At 43.6% G+C, this 18,825-nt stretch carries 13 protein-coding genes; 8 read left to right on the top strand and 5 right to left on the bottom strand.

Going from position 1 to position 18,825, the window contains the following annotated elements:
* The first annotated feature begins 1 nt into the window (after position 1).
* A complete protein-coding gene (locus Q0890_RS00150) occupies positions 2-928 on the top strand; it encodes a polyphenol oxidase family protein (RefSeq protein WP_299215927.1) in 927 nt (308 codons plus the stop codon).
* Positions 929-1,028: 100 nt separating this feature from the next.
* Here the strand turns inward: Q0890_RS00150 and Q0890_RS00145 are convergent, their stop codons facing one another.
* On the bottom strand, positions 1,029-2,297 hold the full coding sequence (locus tag Q0890_RS00145) for a YeeE/YedE family protein (RefSeq protein WP_299215924.1): 1,269 nt from the start codon (positions 2,295-2,297) through the stop codon (positions 1,029-1,031).
* A gap of 556 nt (positions 2,298-2,853) precedes the next feature.
* On the opposite strand from Q0890_RS00145, the gene Q0890_RS00140 reads away from it, so the two are divergent.
* The 4 genes from Q0890_RS00140 to Q0890_RS00125 all read left to right on the top strand — a co-directional run bounded on the left by Q0890_RS00140 (position 2,854) and on the right by Q0890_RS00125 (position 8,413).
* The gene (locus tag Q0890_RS00140; protein WP_299215921.1) at positions 2,854-3,462 is read left to right on the top strand and encodes a flavodoxin family protein; all 609 of its coding nucleotides are present in this window, start codon (positions 2,854-2,856) and stop codon (positions 3,460-3,462) included.
* 1,045 nt (positions 3,463-4,507) lie between these two features.
* Positions 4,508-5,947 carry a cytochrome c gene (locus Q0890_RS00135; protein WP_299215918.1) on the top strand — a complete coding sequence of 480 codons (1,440 nt, stop codon included), beginning with the start codon at positions 4,508-4,510 and terminating at the stop codon, positions 5,945-5,947.
* 193 nt (positions 5,948-6,140) lie between these two features.
* The gene (locus Q0890_RS00130; RefSeq protein WP_299215915.1) at positions 6,141-7,742 is read left to right on the top strand and encodes an NAD(P)/FAD-dependent oxidoreductase; all 1,602 of its coding nucleotides are present in this window, start codon (positions 6,141-6,143) and stop codon (positions 7,740-7,742) included.
* 47 nt (positions 7,743-7,789) lie between these two features.
* Positions 7,790-8,413, top strand: coding sequence for a cytochrome c (locus Q0890_RS00125; RefSeq protein WP_299215912.1), 624 nt, complete (start codon positions 7,790-7,792; stop codon positions 8,411-8,413).
* Between the two features lie 139 nt (positions 8,414-8,552).
* On the opposite strand, the gene Q0890_RS00120 is transcribed toward Q0890_RS00125, so the two are convergent.
* From Q0890_RS00120 to tolQ, 4 genes are all read right to left on the bottom strand, one after another.
* Positions 8,553-9,845, bottom strand: coding sequence for a translocation protein TolB (locus Q0890_RS00120; protein ID WP_299215909.1), 1,293 nt, complete (start codon positions 9,843-9,845; stop codon positions 8,553-8,555).
* Positions 9,846-9,981: 136 nt separating this feature from the next.
* Positions 9,982-10,995 (bottom strand): TonB family protein, encoded by a 1,014-nt coding sequence (locus tag Q0890_RS00115; protein WP_299215906.1) that lies wholly within the window; start codon positions 10,993-10,995, stop codon positions 9,982-9,984.
* Between the two features lie 71 nt (positions 10,996-11,066).
* Positions 11,067-11,525 carry a protein TolR gene (tolR, locus tag Q0890_RS00110; protein WP_299215903.1) on the bottom strand — a complete coding sequence of 153 codons (459 nt, stop codon included), beginning with the start codon at positions 11,523-11,525 and terminating at the stop codon, positions 11,067-11,069.
* On the bottom strand, positions 11,522-12,259 hold the full coding sequence (gene tolQ / locus Q0890_RS00105) for a protein TolQ (RefSeq protein ID WP_299215901.1): 738 nt from the start codon (positions 12,257-12,259) through the stop codon (positions 11,522-11,524). The genes tolR and tolQ overlap by 4 nt, the downstream gene beginning before the upstream one ends.
* Positions 12,260-12,756: 497 nt before the next feature.
* Here tolQ and Q0890_RS00100 point away from each other — a divergent pair, with 497 nt between their 5' ends.
* From Q0890_RS00100 to Q0890_RS00090, 3 genes are all read left to right on the top strand, one after another.
* Positions 12,757-14,052 carry an NCS2 family permease gene (locus Q0890_RS00100; protein WP_299215898.1) on the top strand — a complete coding sequence of 432 codons (1,296 nt, stop codon included), beginning with the start codon at positions 12,757-12,759 and terminating at the stop codon, positions 14,050-14,052.
* Positions 14,053-14,808: 756 nt separating this feature from the next.
* On the top strand, positions 14,809-18,093 hold the full coding sequence (putA, locus tag Q0890_RS00095; protein ID WP_299215895.1) for a bifunctional proline dehydrogenase/L-glutamate gamma-semialdehyde dehydrogenase PutA: 3,285 nt from the start codon (positions 14,809-14,811) through the stop codon (positions 18,091-18,093).
* An 11-nt stretch (positions 18,094-18,104) separates the two neighbouring features.
* On the top strand, positions 18,105-18,794 hold the full coding sequence (locus Q0890_RS00090) for a 1-pyrroline-5-carboxylate dehydrogenase (RefSeq protein ID WP_299215892.1): 690 nt from the start codon (positions 18,105-18,107) through the stop codon (positions 18,792-18,794).
* Positions 18,795-18,825 lie beyond the last annotated feature (31 nt).

Genomic DNA, 18,825 nt, shown 5'->3' with positions numbered 1-18,825 from the left:
TATGACAGACAAACTCCCTCTGACAATGCTGGCACAGCTCAATGATGTGACAGTATTTCAAACAGCCGCCTACCATACCGCTGGCTTTGAGCATGCTGATATTAAGCATAGAACGCTTCAAGATCAAAAACATCAACCAATGCTGCAAACAAAACAAGCAAGCTATGGTGAATTAAATCTTGGACTGCACGTTGCTGATGATTCTGTACAGGTATTGGATAATCGTATGCGTTTGCTAGCAACTATCAATCAGCAACTGACAATCCAACGGCGTGCGCCTATCAGTAGTGTGTACTGGGTAAATCAAGTTCACGGCAAGCAGATCTATGATGTAGACGCAAGCCCGCTTAGTATGCGTCCAGTAGATGCTGATGCAATGGTCAGTAAGCGAGATAGTTTAGGACTTGCTATCATGACAGCCGATTGCGTGCCAATCGTATTATATCAGCCAGCAAGCGGCCAGATTGCAGCGATTCATGCAGGCTGGCAAGGACTTGCCTGCGGAGTCATTCCAACGACGATAAAGCGTTTTAAAGAGTCTGGCGAAATCAAAGCGTGGATAGGCGTTTGTATCAGTCAAGAGAACTACGAGGTTGATAGTCAGGTTCGCGATAAGCTGCTAGCAGGTTGCATCGAAAATCAGTCGTTGTCAGTACAAAGTATAAGTAGTACTGAGCGCTTCGACCAGTTATATGCGGTAGATTCCGACGTTCATAGCTCGACTAATACGGACTTATATACAGACAAAATTAAGCTTGATTTACCAAAGATAGCTGCCGATCAGATAAGCAATGCTGGCGTGACATTAGCAAATGAAACCTCGATAAGCTGTAGTTACGCTGACTCTGGCTATTATTCGTATCGGCGCCAGACGCATTTGCAGCAGCCAGCAACGGGGCGTATGGCATTAATTATTGTGCGTAGTTAAGTCTTTAAGCTAAAGTTTTGACAAAAAACGTTTAGGCAGTAATAAAAAGAGCAGGTTTTAGCCTGCTCTTTTTATTGCCGTTTCAATAGACTCATTTATATCAGCATACAGAATCATTGGACTTTGGTACCGAAAGCCCGAATAGTGGACGTAAGTATAAGGCTAAAAAAGTACCAGCCATAGCAAGTATGCCCCAGATGTAGCCATGCAAGCTAAAAGATGCGATGCCGCCGAAGTAAGCGCCAATGTTGCAGCCAAATGCTAAACGTGCACCGTAACCCATCATCAGACCACCGATGACTGACGCTGCAAAATTACCCACAGTAATCTGAGTAAACTTGAACAGACCGCCCGCCGCCGATGCAATAAACGCACCAATGATAATACCGATATTCAATACAGTCGTTGAGTCTGCAAAAATAGACGCATCAAGCGCCGCGGCATTCGCCCCTTGCCAATAGCCCCAGCTAGCAACATCAACGCCCAAGCCGCTCGCTATCTTGGAGCCCCATAAAGTAAATGCTGAGGTAATGCCCCAAGGCTGACCACGCGTCAGTAACGTCAAGGCATTGAGTAGAGCAAGAACAATCGCTGCTGCAAATAGCGGCCAAGAACCACGAAAGATGCGCTTCCAGCCAGACTCAGATGGTACAGGTGCCATCTTAGGCGCCGCTCTTTTTTTCTCAATGACCAACGTAACCCAAGCAATCAAACCAAATAACGCAAGCGATACCAGCCAAGCGCCTGTATAACCAAGACCTGTAGAAGTGGCTAATGAATAGGGAGCATAAGCTGGCATCTCCTCTGTCCAAAATGGCAGATGATAAGCGCCAATCGTAGCGCCTATTATAAAAAAGATAAAAGTGATGAACATAACCGAACGTCCACCGCCTATCGCATAGAGTGTACCAGAAGCACAGCCACCACCAAGCTGCATGCCGATGCCAAAGACAAAAGATCCAACTAAAAGGCTGACACCCAATGGCGCCACATAACCTGCGACTGGACCACCAAATATTGTGGTGCCATAAGCAAGAATAGGAGCAAACAATGTCACCGCGACTGCTAGCATTAGCATATGAGAGCGCATCGCCTGTCCATTACCGACAGCCATAATACGTCTAAACGCTGAGGTAAAACCAAAACGTGCATGAAAGAGGGTATAGCCCAGCAAAAGACCAATACCCAAAAGTAAAGATTGAGAGATATGCTGGGTATCAAGTAAATGAATGAGCAGTAGCAGGCCTGCTATTACGCCGCCGGCTATTAATACTTTTTGCGGTGCATTGAGTGCCAGAGTGCCCCTTGCAATGGGGTCTTTTGCATCATTTACAGGCTGAACTCTAGTGGTGGTATTTAACGTATTCAAGGCAATGACATCCTTCTCCGATGCATGTGATCGAATGTGATTTGTATAAGTATTTATATAAGAATAGGAAGTAAGGTTATGAGACTCGTTTGATGCTTTTAATAGTGTATGAGTAAGCGCTCCATCATAATCTTATTGTCATCAAAGTAAATATTAGCGCATTAGAAGAATAAGAATAAGTATATGACAATATGGAATAGGCTGTTTATTACTGACTATTTAACATTAATAGACGATGATACTGCTTGTTAATTTTTGCTTGCTGATAGGTTTTGCTTGCTGATGGATAAAGCGTAGTATCTATTACACAAGAATAATTGATAAGGTGTAAAATCTCGCTACAGTGTGCACTAATAAATGATGAGCAGTAATAAGCTGGTACTCATTAAAACATGCCTGTTACAATATGCTTGAATTTACCGAAGTCTACCGCATATCAGGTAACAAGCATCTGCACCAGCTATATTGGTAACTTGTCCCATCATATTTTGAGGGATTTAGAGCAACAGTACCCTACCGCTGAATCAATTACTTATTATCCATTATTAGAGTTTGTATGAATACATCAACCAAAGCATCTTTATCTACCAAAAACGCGCCGAATGTATCGATTGCTGTTATTTTTCATAGTAACTATGGACATACCAAGCGCGTCGCAGAAGCGATCGTACAAGGCGCACATAAACAACTGCCAACAGCTCAAGCAAAAGCGATTGATGTCCATGATGTCGATTGGGATTTTGTGGATCAAGCTGATTTGCTGGTATTTGGTAGCGCGGTATATATGGGCAGTGTCACCGCTGAATTTAAGACTTTTATGGATGAAACATCAAAGCGTTGGTATCACCGCAAATGGGAGGGCAAGTGGGCAGCGGCTTTTGCCAACTCAGGCGGACTAAGTGGGGATAAGCTTGCAGTGTTGCAGCAGATTTCTTTGTACGCTATGCAGCATGGGATGAACTGGATTGGTTTACCATTGATGCCGACAGGCCATGAGTCTCACGACTTAAACCGATTATCGAGCTTTTTAGGATTGATGACCCAGTCACTTGATGGTCCACCTGAAAAAACCCCAGGTAAGGGCGATATTGATACCGCTATTTGGTTCGGCGATCACTTAGCAAAGACAATTATCAAGCATCAGCCAGTTAACGAAACCTCATAGTTTAAAACTTCGTATTTATAAGTAAGCAACCATTAAAACATAAAAGCAGACGTCAATATTGATGTCTGCTTTTTTATGAGCTTTATTTATCATTATCTATATCAATGGTGGATAAATTAAGGTTGGAAGTCACAGGGATAGGGCTATCAAAAAGTAGCAAGGACTGACAGCCAGTAAAAAGCAGCATCGGTATCAATATGCAAAAAAGGTTAAAGGGTTTCATAGTGGTTTTTGGCATACCTTTTATAAAATTTGAATTAAAGCTTGAATAAAGACCTGATTAATCGTACCGAAATGACAGTTTTGAACCATGACTGAAGCTACAGCGTCTGGTGAGCCTCCATCATAATCCAAACATAAGAATATGCAACCATCTACTTTCACTCAAGAATTTTTTTGCTAAAAGTAGCTAAATTAATTTAAAACAGCATTTTTTGTCTTTTTAGATTGTATAAGTTGGTGACTTGTGATTGTGAGTTTTTCTTTGGAAAACTGACTACAGCCTTTGTATGTATTGTGTGTCTGCTATTGTTACTATAATTCGTATAGATGAATAAATACGTGAGATTTTATATGATTGTTAAATATTCATTGCACAAATTACCGGGTAATTATTTTTCTTAGTTTATGTTTTTAAAGGCTTTTTTATTTAAATTTTGAATATTATGTATTTTATTAACTTGAGATCTAAAGTTACTTAGTATTTCGGCATGATTTTTTAACTTTTGTAAAAAAATGAGATAAATAGGTTAATATTCAAGCAATGTTAGCGAAATAGTTTTACCTTTATATGAGTAAACAGAAGCTAATTGTCATATTAACGTAATAATTAACAAAAGCTAGCTCCTTATGGATAAGCAGCCGGCACTTAAAGCAACATAAGCTTTCACCATGTTTACCTTATATTTATTAAACAATTAGAACATTAATAAGCTATTCACTGTTAAAGATTGCTGGGTGTTTTGCTATTGTTTTTATTTGACAATATTGTTGTATAACGACCTTAGTTCTGCCAGCCACTATGTGCCAGCTATATGAGGATATTATGAAGCCACTTTCTATGATGTTATCGGTGCTTGTTATTGGTTTCACTTCCAGTACGGTAATGGCTGAAGGTGCTAGTCTATCAAGCGCCAGCCTACCCAACGTAAGCCCTGCCAATAGCGATTTGGTCAATCGAGGAGCGTATATCGCGCGTGCAGCTGACTGTATGGCTTGTCACCGCGAAGACTATACTGGCGGTGTCGCACTTGAGACCCCAATGGGTAAGATTTATGCAACCAACATTACGCCATCGAAACGTTATGGTATCGGTAACTATACCGAAGCCGATCTAAAAAAAGCCCTCAAAGAAGGTCGTGCGCCCAATCATATGCTTTATCCAGCTATGCCGTACCCTTCTTATAATGGTATGAAGGATGAAGACATTAGCGCACTATTTGCCTATCTACAGACGGTTCCTGTCGTAGATGAAGCGCCTGATTATGAAACCGATCTACCGTTTCCGTTTAACTTTCGCAGTTTGATGTTAGGCTGGAACATGCTCAATGTCCCTTCTACAGAGAGCCGTGAAGGATTGACACAGACGCAGCAGCATGGTGAGTATTTGGTTAATAACCTTGCTCATTGCGGGACTTGCCATACCCCGCGTAACAGTACGATGGGTTTTGATAACGACAATTATTTATCAGGGGCGCAGCTTGGGACATGGTATGCGCCCAATATCACTCCTGATAAATCAAGCGGTATAGGCAATTGGAGTGAGCAAGACATCGTCACTTACTTGCGTACAGGTGAGCTGGATCAACGAGTCTTTGCTGGTGGACCTATGGGAGAGGTAGTATCGCACAGTACTCGCTATTTAAAAGACACAGACCTAAACGCCATTGCCTCTTATCTTAAGACTGTACCTGTCGTACAAACAGATGATAAGGTTCATCCGGTCAATGCATCCCGTCTGACAGCTCCACTCAATGAGTCAATCACTCATGACCTGCTTGCCCAAAAGGACTACTTAGCGCAGGCGAAAGCTGAGGTTCAAGGTGGTAGTAATTCGCCAGAAGCATTATACCTTGCTGCTTGTGGTAGCTGTCACGGTGTTGATGGTTATGGCCAACCGGATGCTCGTTATGCACCTATTGTGGGTCTAAGCAGTATCCGCCGTGAAAAGCCGGACGGTTTAATCAATGTTATTCTTCATGGTGTTGATGGCGCAACCAATACCAGTCCTAAGATGCCAGGCTTTTCAGAAGAGTTAAGTAGTGAGCAGATCGCTGGTATTAGCAATTATGTACGTGTCAAATTTGGTAGTTTAAATAGCAGTGATGTCAATGCTGCTGATGTCGAGCGCGTGGCAACGACTGGTGCCGATCAGCCTTTTTTGATTAAGTACGCAGGTCTGCTTGCGATACTAGGTATTATCGTAGCTATCGTCATTATCATATTTATTGTACGAGCGATCATACGTTCTAGGCGTCATAGTTAGTTGAATCAATGAATTTAACTGGCAATACAGACAACTTAATAAAGGCGTGTTAGGCGCTTATTATAAGACATAGATTCAGTGTAGGTCGGTAGAGTATTAAAGCTTAGCGTCATAGATAAATTATATGAGCTGAACCAATAATAAAAGTGAGTACCTACCGTCATACACGAAAGTCTACTTTAAGGATATTATTATGAAAGACATGCTTCAATCACCAACGCGGCGCCAACTGCTCTCGATGATCGGTAAGACGGCTGGTGCAACTGCGATGTATCAAGCAATGACTACCTTAGGATTTGCATCTGAGTCTAGCTTTAAAGAATCGATGGACCTAAAAGGAGCGCCTCCAGGAGCGAGTATTGTCATTCTTGGTGCAGGTCTTGGTGGTCTCACTGCAGCTTATGAGCTACGTAAAGCCGGTTATAATGTTAAAGTGCTTGAGTTTCAAAATCGCGGTGGTGGACGTAGCTGGACGCTCAACAGTGGTGACAAATATACTGAGCTTGGCGGTGAGGAAGTTACCTGTGATTTTGAAGAAGGTAATTATTTTAATGGCGGGCCTTGGCGCTTACCAAGTCATCATTATGCTGTATTTCACTACTGCAAGAAGTTTGGTGTTGAGATGCAACCTTTTATTCAGACTAATGACCGAGCTTATCTGCATCGCTCTACGCACTTTGGCGGGGTGCCGCAGCGTTTAGGAGATGTGAAAAACGACATACAAGGCAATGTGGCTGAGCTGCTATCAAAGGCTGTCAACGTTGGTGGTCTTGATCGTTCAGTGAATACTGAGGATAAAGAAAAGTTGCTTGAGGGCCTTAAAGGCTGGGGCGTACTAGACAAAGACTATCGTTACAGAGCCAGTAATGAGACTACCAAGCATCGCGGTTTTAGCGTCTTTCCTGGTGGTGGCCTGATGCCCAACGAAAAACCCTCGAAGCCTCTACCTATCGGCGAGATATTGGACTCTGGCATGTGGTCAGATATTTATGCCAATCACATGACTTATGGCCATCAACCAACGATGTTTCAGCCAGTAGGCGGTATGGGCAAAATCGGTGATGCGTTCACTCGTGAGTGCCGCGATATGATTGAGTTTAATGCCAAAGTCACTAAGATTCATCAAGATGAAAGTGGTGTAACTGTCAATTATGTCGATAGCAATAGTCCAGATGGTGCGACCAAGACCATACGTGCTGACTGGTGTGTCTGTAATATTCCGCTGACGGTATTGACTCAAATTGATATCAATGTCTCAAAGCCGATGAAAAAAGCAATGGCAGCCGTACCTTATGATACCTCTTATAAAGTGGGCCTCGAGTTCAACCGCCGCTTTTGGGAAGAAGATGAGTGGATCTATGGCGGCTTGACCTATACTGATATGCCCATTACGCAAATCGCTTATCCTTCAGAAGACATGTTTAAAACAGGTACTGGAGTGTTATTGGGTGCTTATGGTTTTGGCCCGACCTCTTATAAGTTTAATACATTAACACCAAAGGAGCGTATTAACGTCGCCCTTGCTTATGGCAAATACATCCATCCACAGTATCCAAAAGAGTTCCGTGCAGGTACGTCAGTGGTATGGCACCGCATTCCGTGGACCTTAGGGTGTTATGGGATTTGGAGCGAGTCAAGCCGTGAGCAGTATTATGATCAGCTATGTAGTATCGACAACCGTATTGTATTGACGGGCGAACATTGTTCACATATTCCTGCATGGCAAGAGGGCGCTATTTTATCCGGCATTGATGCAGCCAATCGTCTGCACAAAAAGGCAAAAATGCTTGGGTAACGTTGATAACCATAATAAATTCAGAGGCTGTCATGGATAATATAAGCATGAAGAAAACAACATTTAAGATGCTGACTGTGATATCACTTAGTATGATAAGCAGTGCAGCATTGTTAGGCTGTAGCCAAAAATCAGAGGATGTAGAGACAATAGCGAGCAAGCAAGACGCTGTACTACCAGTTAATAATCAGGCCAGCCGTAACACTGGCGCTTGGGGCGGCGTCTATATGACTCGTGACGAACTAAGAGCGCCTGATATCAATATCGTTGATGATAGCTCATTACCGAGCATGGAAAACGATCCCAGCCTTGCGAAGTGGGAAGCTAAGTTTGAAGGTCAAAATGCCTTTGTTACTACCAATGGTAAAAAGCTATATCATGATTCATGTGCAGGCTGCCATATGCATGAAGGCGAGGGTGCTCAAGGTGCAGGCTATTACCCACCACTAGCGAATAACAGCAAAATGCAGTCGAAATACTATATTATTGATATATTGATTAATGGCTTTCGCGGTATGCCGTCATTTCATATGATGATGGATGATGAGCAAATGGCCGCTGTCACGCAATATGTCGTCAATGATTTAAATGGTTTTAAACAGACGGTCACTGCCGAAGATGTGGCGCAGCTAAGGCATGCCAATCCTCCGGGTTATGATCCAAGCGAATAAGTGCCCTACACTCAGTTTTGAACGACAGCGAATAGTAGTCATGTAAAAAAGCGCTCGATAATATTATCGAGCGCTTTTTTACGGATACAAAATAAGAAATAAGCCCATATTAAGGTGACAACTTTAGAAAGCTAAAGCCTTATTCGGGACTTGATGACCATACTGGGGAGCGAATAATGCCTTGACCAGACTTACCAAATGACTCGCCACCATTTAGTGATTTAATGGTCAGCACGCCTTTACCGCCTTGGGTTGATGCATACACCACACGCTTACCATTAGGAGAGAAGCTTGGGGCTTCATCGATACCTGTGCTACCAAGATTGGCAGTTATAGCACCATTACTGTTCATAATCGCGGCTGATCGCCCACTTAAAAACGCAATCTGTGTGCCATCACTACTAAACTGAGGACTGGTTGCATAACCGCTATTAGAGACTTTGGTCGTCCGTCCTGAGCCAAATTCATAGCGATATATCTGCGGTTTATTAAAGCCTGCTCTATCAGAGACAAACACAAAAGACTTGCCATCTGGTGCATAGTTTGGTTGGACTTCACTACTTGGCCAGTTTGTCAGTTTTTTCAGCTTACCACCGCCTGCACTCATCTCATAAATATCCGCACTACCTTCAAAGCTGCTAGAGAAGAGTATCTTGCTACCATCAGGAGAGAAAGAAGGACTTAGGTTGCTGCCTTTATAAGGGGTAACGACGGTTGCTGCACCGCCACTGACATTTTGCACATAAATCAATGGATAAGATTTATCGCGCTGTACGGTATAGGCGATACGCGAAGCATCGGGCGACCATGTAGGCGAAAATATAGAGCCTGCTACTTCAGTAATGGTTCTGGCATTTTCACCATCAGCATCCATAACTTTTAGGCGAGATATTTTGTCTTTTCCGCGTCCTGTCTCCTCGATATAAGCAATACGACCTGAAAAGTCACCCGGCGTACCAGTAATCAGCTCATAGACTTTGTCAGCGATGACGTGCGCAGCGTAACGTAAGCTTTCTTGATTATTGTCAGCGCTTAAGCTTTGCTTTCCTTGGAGTACACGACCAGATTTGACATCAATCACCTCATAAGTGGTCTCAATCTTACCGCGATTGGTACGGGTGCTACCGACTACTAAATACGGAATTCCCAAACTTTGCCACACTGGTAATGTCTCTGTCAGCTCACTACTGCTGCGCGGTTGCTGCGGCAGGTCTTTGCTAGTCACATTCAGCTCAGTTCTACTCAAATCATTTAAGATAATGGGTGAGAGTACAGAGTCGCCAGCGAAAGGCACAAAGGCGACTTGGTTTTGTTGTACTGGAATCTCGTAGTCTAACTCTAATACGACGGGAGCCGCATATACGCTAGGAGCGATAAGTAGACTTGAGGTGCTAGCAAGTAAGCTAAGCAGCAGTTTTTTGTGAGTACGCATGACTGGATTTGGCTCCTAAAATGATACAACAATCGTTTTTAATATACTTTAATTGAGTATTACGGTAAGACAATATTGCTATTGGTGCAAGTTTTTTAAGATAAAACCAACAATAAATCAGCCGTCTATTCTCTTATTAATTGCTGCCTTTAAATCGTATGGTAAAGGTGGGGTATTTAGGATCGTCAGTATCAATCGGTAAATGACGAGTATTTAATACCGCTTGCTTGGCCGCTTCATTGACAGCTGAATCGGGCCCTGAGACAGAAACATTAACCACATTTCCATTACTATTGACCGTTATGGTCAAGGTTGCTTGCTGAGTTGAGCCTTTAGCTGCTACCGGTGGGTTATAGTTGCGCTTAATCAAGCTTACAATCTCACTATTGCTTGCCCCGCGACTACTTACTGACGCACTACTACTGTTCGTTGATTGCCCAGAAGTGATGGGGCTTCCAGTGACTGTCGATTTTCCATCTGCTTCTAGGCTAAAGGTTTTGTTAGCATTATTTGTACTACCCGTTTCTATCTCCAAATTGGCCTGAGTGTTATTCGGTCGTTTGATTTTAGGCGGATTGTTTTCTGTATGGCGAAAAGACTTTAAACGCGCGCGCTCAGCATCAAGCTGGTCTTGTTTGTCTTGTTCTACTTGGTTCAGCTCTTCTAGGGCGGTCTCATCTAGCCGCGCTGCCAGCTCGGCCATATTACGCTCATACTCTTGCATCTGCTCAATACGCCGCTGATGCTGCTCTTGACTCATTAATACTGGTTGGTCCGCTGGAGCATCGGAGCGCGTAAATACAGACTCTCTTTGCAGGTTTGATGAGGCGTTTGTTTGACTGACATTATCGTTGTTATCTGCAGTTATAGGCTCACTGGTCTCTGTATTACTACTAGCTGCCTGCGCTTGCATCGCTGCACGGTTGGCCAATATTTGTCCTTGCATCTCAGCCAACTCTTGCGGCGTGACCATAGTGGTTTCAATATTGCCAACGGTTTCTAATTCGGGTTGTTGGTAGGTATAAATCAGCAAGCCAAGTACGATGCCATGAGCCAATAGACTTAATAGCATAGGTAGGGTCAGCCCATCACCTTCAGGCGCAGTTGGAATATAGACGGCAGGAGCATTATTCATGGTTGTGATACTCATTGACGTGTGTCATCAGGTTGTCTACTTATTCAAATCAAGTTGTAAAAGTAACTGTTTTTGATTTAAGCTCATTATAACGTAGGCGCAGGTAGAGGAGCACCTGTTAATAGCCCGACCTTTTGAATACCTGCTTGTTGCAAATTGGCCATCAAAGCCATGATGGCACCGTATTGATTATTTTGATCAGCGTTAATCATTACCTGCAGAGGGGGCACACCAGCGTTACTATTTTGCGATTGCAAGTTGGATAAGGTGTTAATCAATTCAGGCTCACTAATAGGCATGTCTATGTTGTTTTCATAGCTGATAAAAATCTCACCACTACTTGTCAATGACACGATGACAGGCAGCTGGTTTTGGCTCATCGTATTGGTCTGCTCTTTTGGTAAATCGACATCAACCCCTGTGGTCAGCATTGGTGCTGTCACCATAAATATTACCAGTAGCACCAGCATAACATCGATATAAGGTACGACGTTCATCTCAGCATTGAGTGCTTTTTTCTTGCGGCTATAGGGGTTTGGTTTCATAGCCCTGCCACCTGACCTGCATCAGCTCTGCTCTCATTATTTTTCTGCGCTTTATTTAGTGCATTTTGAGTATTAGTCTCACGCTGTAGCATCCCTGTCATCTCATCACAAAATAGAGCACGCGACTCATATAGCTGGCCTGACTTTGCTGTAAAGTGGTTATACGCTAATACGGCTGGGATAGCCGCAAACAGCCCCATCGCCGTGGCGATAAGTGCTTCAGCGATACCAGGAGCGACTGAGGCAAGGGTCGCTTGCTCTGTCTGTGAGAGACCCAAAAAGGCATTCATAATGCCCCAAACCGTGCCAAATAGACCCACATAAGGCGCTACCGAACCAATGCTGGCAAGGGTAGTAATACCGGACTCAAGTAGCTGCTGCTGACGACCAAGCCCAACGCGTAGCTTACGCTCAACGCCATCGATAATGTCATCTTTGGGTTGGCGTTTTTTGTGCATTCTCAAATATTCAGAGAATCCAATATAAAAAATCTGCTCAAGCCCTTGACGCTCAGGAGAACCTTGGACGCCCTGATAAAGTTTGGCCAAATCTTCACCCGACCAAAACCACGTTTCGAACTGATCATCGAAGTTTTTGGCAGTACCAAGGCGAGCACTTAGACGAAAGATAATAATCCAACTAACCAAAGAGGCTAGTAATAGCAAACCCATCACAATCTGCACCAGCAGACTTGCTTGAGTAATAAGATCGATAATGTTTAATGATTCAGGCATGTAACAGGCTCACTGATGATTAACAACAATTGACTAAAACTAAGAGACTCAAGTCAAATAACCCTAAAAGATACGATTAATGCTTATTGTTAGTAGCTAACAAATATATTTTATTATTGATTTCAATAACTTAATGAGGTAATAGCGATTGATCTATAGTGCTGTGTTTATAAAAATAATATTTTAACCCCCTAGTTTACTGCTAAACAGACAAAAGGTCATTATTAATATGTTCAATGAGCAGTAGACAGTTTTTAGATTAATGGTTTGATAATGTGTTTTTACCGTGTACTATTGTTTATAGATAACAGTTAATATAGTTTTTAGGCGTGTAAGGCATGGGTAATGATTGAATTTGTGCACAGGTTTCTCTAGAATGTTGCGCTTTGTTACCGCTGTCTTTTGTTTTATGACGTCACCATGGTTTTGTTGACGTCATCTTTATTTTAGACACATATAAACTTGTTCTTTTCACTGGCCTGTTGGGATTGACCCTTATGAATGCAATTGAGCGCTATTTTGGAATTGATGGTGACAATACCACGATAAAAACGGAAATTGTTGCTGGTATAACGACATTTTTGACGATGGCTTATATCATTTTTGTCAACCCCAATATATTAGCAGAAGCGGGCATGGATAAAGGGGCAGTATTTGTTGCCACCTGTCTTGCTGCTGCGATAGGCTGTTTTATAATGGGGCTTTATGCCCGTTTGCCCGTAGCATTGGCACCTGGCATGGGTCTTAACGCCTTTTTCACCTATGGGGTGGTGTTAGGAATGGGCTATGCATGGCAAACAGCACTTGGTGCTGTTTTTTTATCGGGTTGTATATTCATACTACTAAGCTTATTCAAAATTCGTGAATGGATTATCAATTCCATTCCAACCGCTCTGAAACAAGGGGTCATTGCAGGTATCGGTGCATTTTTAGCATTCATTGCGCTGCAAAGCTCTGGCGTTATCGTTGGGCAAGACGCAACGCTAGTGACGCTTGGTGATATGACATCGTTTGGTCCTATGATGGCATCCATAGGCTTCTTTGTTATCATCGGTCTGTCTTATAAAAAAATCCCCGGTGCTGTGACAATTGGCATTTTATTGGTTGCTCTAATCAGTCTATTGGCAGGCCATACTGAGTTTGCTGGGATTATATCTACGCCACCATCCGTCGCTCCAACCTTAATGCAACTTGATATTGCCGGTGCGTTTGATGTCACGATGATTAGTGTCATTTTTGCTTTTTTGTTTGTCGATTTATTTGATACCGCAGGTACGTTAGTGGCAACGACAAGCCAAGCAAAATTGATTGATAAAGACGGTAACATACCTAATATGGGCAAAGCACTACTAGCAGATTCGACAGCGACGGTGACAGGTGCGATGCTCGGTACCTCATCGACCACCAGTTATGTTGAGAGTGTTGCAGGTATTGCAGCAGGTGGACGTACTGGACTTGTGGCAGTCACGGTCGGGGTGTTGTTCTTATTAAGTACTTTTTTTGCCCCATTGGCTGGTATGATTCCAGCGTATGCTACCGCCGGCGCTATCTTTTACGTCGCCGTACTGATGCTAGGTACGCTAAAAGATATCAATTGGGCAGATTTGACAGATGCTGCGCCCGTTGTCGTCGTACTGTTATTTACGCCGCTGACATACTCTATCGCCGATGGTATTGCCCTTGGTTTTATTACCTTTACCGCGGTCAAGCTGATGTCTGGTAAAGTCAAGGAAGTGACTCTGCCAGTATGGGTGCTGACAATCATTTTACTTGTTAAGATCATATGGCTATAGCTTATTTATGCTATGTATACCAATATATCGACTAGGGCCTATTGAATCTGGTATGAATACAAACTACTAATATGCATGAATGGCCACTAGTTTTTAACCCTCTTTATCTTGCACTGATAAGGAGGGTTTTTTAGTATAAAGCTCAGGCGTCTATGACCAAAGAATTAATAGTATGGCTGCAAAAAACCTTATTAAATAACCAATAATCAACAAAAGACCATAAATTAGGACCTATCTATAACTTTATACCGCTAACTATTTGTTTTTAAATAACATATTTATTCATATAAATGAGCGATATTGTTAGTTTGAAAAATTATTTCATGATAATATGACGGGGTTAAGCGCATCACCTCAATCAACGCCGTAGAGGTTTTTCTTACAGTGAATTAGCGTCATACAAGATCATAGTTTTGGTTCAATCAGCTTATATAAAAGCCATTATCTGTTGATCGCACTCCTTTCACTACAAACAAGAAGAAGGCACTAATGCCGCTTAACTGTTCGTTGTTGCCTTTGAATTGTTAACGTAGCACTTTTTTTAACAATCGAACGACCTACTTAACCCTCTCCAGCTTATGCTGGATTTGCTCGTTTTGTGATGGTGTCGTTTGGTCTCCTATAGACAGCTATTATTGGTTGTTGATCGTGGATATTTGGCCAAGTGTATAATTGCTTTATTCTAAATATTTGCGACGTTAAGAGTCCATGCGTGCCATTTATGATGGTTTTTTTAACGATAGTTATGGAGTTGGTATGAACCCAATAGACCAGTTTAGCCCCAAAGAGCCTATTTTATTTGATCCTATCGATTTGCTTGCACCTGAGTATATTACTCAGTCAGCAGATGACCTGTATGCGCGTATATCACCATTGTATAGTGTCGATGAAGACCGCTGGTTGAGCAAGTTGCTACCCCTAGCTAAGCCTAGTGATAAAGAGCGCGATGATGCTAGCGAGCAGACACGTAAGCTGGTTGAATACGTACGTAATGATGGCAAAGCGATCAAGATGGTAGATTCATTGCTACTTGAATACAGCCTTGATACTCAAGAAGGTATCTTGCTAATGAGCTTGGCTGAAGCGTTGATTCGAGTGCCTGACAGTTATACGGCTGATGCACTAATCCGTGACAAAATGAGTGTGGCGGACTGGAAAAAACATCTAAAAGATGACAACGGTTTTATGGTCAATGCCTCAACATGGGGCATGATGATGACCGGCCGTGTGGTCAGTATTGACAGCAGTACCACCGCCTCTGGGTTTTTGGATCGCATGACCAAAAAAATGGGCGAGCCAATGATTCGCGGTGCGATGCAAAAAGCCATGCGTATTATGGGTCATCAGTTTGTGTTGGGTGAGACCATTGAAGAGGCCAATAAAAACAGCCAACCTTATCGCAATAAAGGCTATACCTACTCGTTCGATATGCTAGGCGAGGCGGCCATCACTAATAAAGACGCTGAAAAGTACTTCAATGACTACCTACATGCAATCAAAGCAACTGCCAATGTTAAAGTCAAAGAAGGCATGCCTAAGCCCTCTGTATCTATCAAGTTGTCAGCGCTACATCCACGTTATGAAGCAACGCAGGAGGCACAAGTCTTAGGGCTACTACGTCAGCGCTGCTTGTTGCTTATCGAAGCGGCACGCGAAGTCGATGTCGATATCAGTATCGATGCAGAAGAAGCAGATCGTCTTGAAATCTCTTTAAAGTTATTTGAATCACTATATCGTGACCCATTGACCATAGGCTGGGATGGCCTAGGGCTAGTCGTTCAGGGCTACTCAAAACGTGCGATTGCGATATTTGCATGGCTTGCGCGTTTGGCCAAAGAAGTGGGCGACCGTATTCCGCTACGTTTGGTCAAAGGCGCGTACTGGGACTTTGAGATTAAGCTTGCGCAGCAAAAAGGTCTGTCAGGCTATCCAGTTTGGACCCGCAAAGAGGGCACAGATACCGCCTATCTTGCTTGCGCCCGGTTTTTATTGTCAGAACACTTACGTGGTTTAATTTGGCCACAGTTTGCAACTCACAACGCCCATACCTTGGCATCTGTCATGACCATGAGTACGCACAGAGACTTTGAGTTCCAGCGTCTACATGGAATGGGAGACGCGCTTTACGATCATATTTTACAGTCATACAGTATTCCTGTACGTATCTATGCTCCTGTTGGCGCTCATCAAGACTTATTGCCATACTTAGTGCGCCGCTTGCTTGAAAATGGCGCGAACAGCTCATTTGTGCATCAGTTATTAGATAAGTCGTATCCGATTGAGAAGCTCACAGTACACCCATATGACAAGCTATTGGCCAATGAGACTCTGCATAATCCCGAGATTCCGTTACCACTAGATATCTATGGCAAGCGCCGTGCTAGTTTTGGGCCCAATATATTTGTAGAGTCGCAATGGCAGCCGTTCAAAACAGCGATTGACAGTCACTTAGATAACACATGGTCAGCAGCACCTGTTATTAACGGCCAAGCAGTCAATACATTTGAGCAAGATGGCGCAAATCAGCCCCTTGACAGTCATACGGTACGTGCGCCTTGGAACCATAATGTTATCGCTGGCAAAGTGCAATATGCCAATGCAGAGTTGGCTCGTCAAGCCATCGACGCTGCTGTGGCAGGACAAGCAAAATGGCAAGCAGTACCAGCCTCTGAGCGTGCCGCTATCTTACGCAAAACTGCCGATTTGTATGAAGAAAACTACGCTGAGCTAATGGCACTATGCCAAATCGAGGCGGGTAAAACGACGCAAGACAGCATTGATGAGATCAAAGAAGCGGTCGATTTTTGTCGTTTTTATGCTGACGAAGCGGAGCGCCTAAATGATATCACGCATGAATTTACAGACTTAGCTGGTAAGCAGTCGCGTCAAGTTTATAAGGCACGTGGCACCTTTGTCTGTATTAGCCCATGGAACTTCCCATTGGCAATCTATACAGGCCAAATCGTTGCGGCATTAGCAGCGGGCAATACGGTGGTGGCAAAGCCAGCAGAACAAACCAGCTTAATCGCACATTTTGGTGCCAAGTTGATGTATCAAGCTGGCGTGCCAAGTGAGGCGCTACAGTTTGTCACTGGTGCAGGTGAAGTAGGCGGCGCGCTGACAGCAGCAGACAACTTATCTGGCGTGATATTTACAGGCTCAACGCAAACCGCGCAGCGTATCAACCAAAGCTTAAATGATCATGCGCAAGCAAATGGCGAGCTGCCAATTTTGATCGCTGAAACTGGTGGACAAAACGCCATGATTGTCGACTCAACGGCATTGCCTGAGCAAGTGGTTAAGGATGCCGTGCTATCAGCATTTGGCTCAGCAGGACAGCGCTGTTCTGCCTGTCGTATCTTGTGTGTACAAGAAGATGTGGCAGATGGACTGATTGAATTGCTACAAGGCCATATGGCAGAGCTAGTCGTAGGTAATCCAACCTACGTTGCAACAGATGTGGGCCCAGTGATTGATGCTGATGCTAAGCAGGGACTTGAGAGTCATATTGAACGTATGAAATCTGAGCCGACAGCCAATATTTTGGCACAGACGCCTATGAGTACCAGCTCAGTAGTCAGTGAAGAGCAATCCACCTTTGTATTGCCAACAGCGATCGAAGTGCAAACCATTGACGTTATTGGCGGCGAGCATTTCGGTCCGATATTGCACGTACTGCGTTACAAGGCTCGCGAGTTGGATCAGCTTATCGATGCGATTAATGCGACAGGTTTTGGTTTAACCCTCGGTATTCACAGCCGTATTGAAAATATCGCTGAGCATATCGAGCGCCGCGCTGTCGTGGGTAATACTTATGTCAACCGTAACCAAATCGGTGCTGTGGTCAACGTTCAACCTTTCGGCGGCTGCGGCTTATCAGGTACTGGCCCAAAAGCTGGTGGCCCGCATTATGTGCCGCGTTTGATGAAGCTAAGCTCTGAGTCTTTTAGCTCAGCAAAACCAAACGCTACAAAACTGGCTACCGAAGCATCTAGTACTGTAAACAATACGACATCAACCACTCAAACAGAGCTTGCATAAGGAGTAGCAACATGGCGAACGAATTTAAAAAAAATCATGCTCAAGTTTGTGAAGCTTGGCGATTACTTGGTGCCGTACAGCGTGCCACTTATCTAGAAGCTGCTGTTCCTAAGCTGGCATTGTTCACAGGGGACGCCAATAAAGCGCGTCGCTTGTTCAATCATCTGTTGAGCTCAGCGCCCAGCCTAGATGAGGTACATCGTATGACGGGTGCTACAGGCGAGTCTAACGATCTTTATGTGACTGCTCGTGGTAAGACAATGGTTGTCGGCGGCGAGTCTGCCAAAACAATGGCGGTACTCGGTCAGCTTATCGCAGCACTATTGACAGGAAATGAAGTCATTTTGCATTGTCCAAGCCAAGAAGAGATGTGCGTAGAAGCCGCCAAAGTACTTTATGACACTGGTATCAGTGATGATGTGCTAAGTGTGGCAAACGACTCACAAACGATTACTTTGCTACATATCGACCGCCTTGCTCAAGTAGCGGTTGCAGGTAGCGCTGCTGAAGTACAAGAAGTCAGTCAAACATTGGCCGATACTGATGGTATCTTAACCCAAGTAATCGCAGTGACAGATATGGAGGGCTTATCAGACATGCTAACGCCAGATTATCTGCATCGTTTTGTGACTGAGCGAGTGATAACTATCAATACGACAGCTATTGGTGGTAATGCAAGCTTGCTTGAGCTTGGAACATAGCAAAACCTAAAAAGTTAATAATTAAGTCATT

Origin of the sequence: uncultured Psychrobacter sp. (genome assembly GCF_947488565.1) — a bacterium.
Lineage (GTDB): Bacteria > Pseudomonadota > Gammaproteobacteria > Pseudomonadales > Moraxellaceae > Psychrobacter > Psychrobacter saeujeotis.
The sequence above is the reverse complement of the archived record's forward strand: the minus strand, read 5'-3'. Positions and strand labels throughout refer to the sequence as shown.